Below are 2,292 nucleotides of genomic sequence, written 5' to 3'. Positions count from 1 at the left end.
GTGTTTGATGCGAAGTTACTGGGTAAGATGTTGTTCTTATGAATGTTCTAACCAGAAGAGATCGGAAAGATACGGTTTCATATGTTGAAGGCGTCCCCGTTTTTCATAATGTAATGGCCCCATAAATCTCCGGACACGATCTCCCACTTGATAAGTGTGCGAGGTAATGTGCCCATTATGACCAGTCACAGCCGAAAGATAGAAGTCCTGTCAGGCCCTGAGCGCCGCCGTCGCTGGTCGACGGCAGAGAAGCTTGCGATCATCCAAGAGACATATGAGCCGGACGCGACCGTCAGCATCGTTGCTCGGCGTTACGGCATTCAGCCGAACCAGTTGTTTACCTGGCGTAAGCTTGCCACCCAAGGGGCTCTGACGGCAACTGCTGCCGAAGAAGATGTCGTTCCGGCGTCCGAATATCGTGCCCTTCAGAACCAGGTCAAAGAACTGCAGCGTTTGCTCGGCAAGAAGACGATGGAAGGCGAGATTCTCAAAGAGGCGCTTGAGATTGCCACCGGCCCAAAAAAACACCTGTTGCGCTCGCTGTCATTGCCGAGGGGAAGTTCCCGATGACGGCTGTGTGCGAGACTTTTGGTGTCGCCCGGTCCAACATGGCAGAGCGCGTGAAACAGCATTCCTCCAAAGCCCGTGGTCGGCCGCCGCTCGCGGATGATGAGCTCGTCGATGAAATCAAAGCGATCATCTCCGAGATGCCGACCTATGGATATCGCCGGGTTCATGCGATCTTGCGACGTAAAGCCCGCAGCGAGAGCCGTCCATGGCCGAACGCCAAACGCGTTTATCGGGTGATGAAGGTGCATGGCCTGCTTCTCCAACGCCATACAGGTGCCGTTGATAGCCGCCGTCACGATGGTCGTGTTGCCGTGGAGCACTCGAACCTGCGTTGGTGCTCGGACGGTTTCGAAATCGGTTGCGACAACAAGGAAAAGGTCCGCGTGGCCTTTGCGCTCGACTGCTGCGACCGCGAGGCCATTGCCCATGTCGCCACCACTGAAGGCATCAAGAGCGAGGATGTTCAGGACCTTGTCATCACCGCCGTCGAGAACCGCTTCGGCCGTATCAATACCCTTCCCAAGCCCATTGAATGGCTGACCGACAATGGATCATGTTTTATTGCGGCAGACACGAAATCGCTGCTGCGGGATATCGGGATGGAGCCTTGCACGACGCCGGTCCGCAGCCCTCAGTCCAACGGAATGGCCGAAGCCTTCGTCAAAACATTCAAGCGCGACTACGTCTCGGTCAACCCAATTCCGAACGCCGAAACCGTCATCGCCCAACTGCCATTGTGGTTCGAGCATTACAACATGCTTCACCCGCACAAGGCTTTGGGATATCGGTCTCCGCGCGAGTTCTTAAACCGTCAAACAGAAATCTGATCCTGTCCGGTTTTTATGGGGCAACTCCACATAATGCTGAAACATTGAATTGCAGGTAGGGACGACAGATGTGTTAGGTGAAGCGCTCATGCCCGTCTTTACAGGGAAGTGTGTTTATGTCGAATAGGGAAAGAAACTTGCCCCTTTCAGAAAATATCATCGTTAGCTTCTGCAATCTCTGGTAAGCCTTAAACGAATTAGAATCGAAAGAGGCTTTGTTTGATGGATGGCTTTGCGGACGGCGGAAAAACCCTAAATCTTTTTCCTATTGACTACCCATTCGAGACACTTGTTTCTCGAGTTGCCTCAAAAAAATTAATTCTAAATCCTGATTTTCAGCGCGCCTACAAATGGGACAAAGAAGGGTGGGTTAGATCATCTAAATTCATTGAATCGTGCCTTATGCGAATTCCTCTTCCGTCATGCTATTTCGCAGAGGATGAGCAATCTCGCCACATAGTCATTGATGGCGTTCAGAGAATAACAACAATAATGAAGTTTTTTAATAATGAGTTTCCTTTGGAAGGTCTAACAACGTTTAAGGAGCTGGAAGGTAAAAAATTTTCGGAGATTGGAAATCTGAAAGCTGAACTTGAAGCAACAACTATACGCTGTATTGTGTTGCGAAAGGAAAATCCAAAGAAGTTAATAAGAGAAATTTTTTCTCGACTAAACCAAGGCGCGGTTAAGCTGTCTGATCAGGAAATTAGGCACGCACTTTATCCTGGAACATTGGACGAACTCCTCTTCGAGATCGCCGGCATTGACGAAATTAAAAATTTTGGGATGGGGCAGAATGGTGAAAAAGTTAAAGATAGTCGCGAAAGCGAAGAGCAAGTTCTACGTTTTTTTGCATTTAGAGAAAGTATCGATGAATACAAGAACAACTTAAGAG

Annotated in this window: 2 protein-coding genes; both read left to right on the top strand. The window is 49.6% G+C overall.

What is annotated here, in order from left to right; all coding sequences use genetic code 11:
- Positions 1 to 177: 177 nt before the first annotated feature.
- Positions 178 to 1,397, top strand: a protein-coding gene (locus tag AX760_RS03590; protein ID WP_139275935.1) for an IS3 family transposase whose coding sequence is annotated in 2 segments (ribosomal slippage) — positions 178 to 520 and positions 520 to 1,397 — 1,221 coding nt in all. Because the reading frame shifts where the segments join, the coding sequence is not laid out codon by codon here.
- Positions 1,398 to 1,619: 222 nt separating this feature from the next.
- Positions 1,620 to 2,292: DUF262 domain-containing protein (locus tag AX760_RS26600; RefSeq protein ID WP_139276437.1), on the top strand; the 673-nt coding region annotated here is incomplete at its 3' end.

The organism is Pararhizobium antarcticum (assembly GCF_001885585.1).
In the GTDB taxonomy this organism is placed as follows: Bacteria; Pseudomonadota; Alphaproteobacteria; order Rhizobiales; family Rhizobiaceae; genus Pararhizobium; species Pararhizobium antarcticum.
Note: the sequence above shows the minus strand (reverse complement) of the source record. Positions and strands in the feature narration are given on the sequence as shown.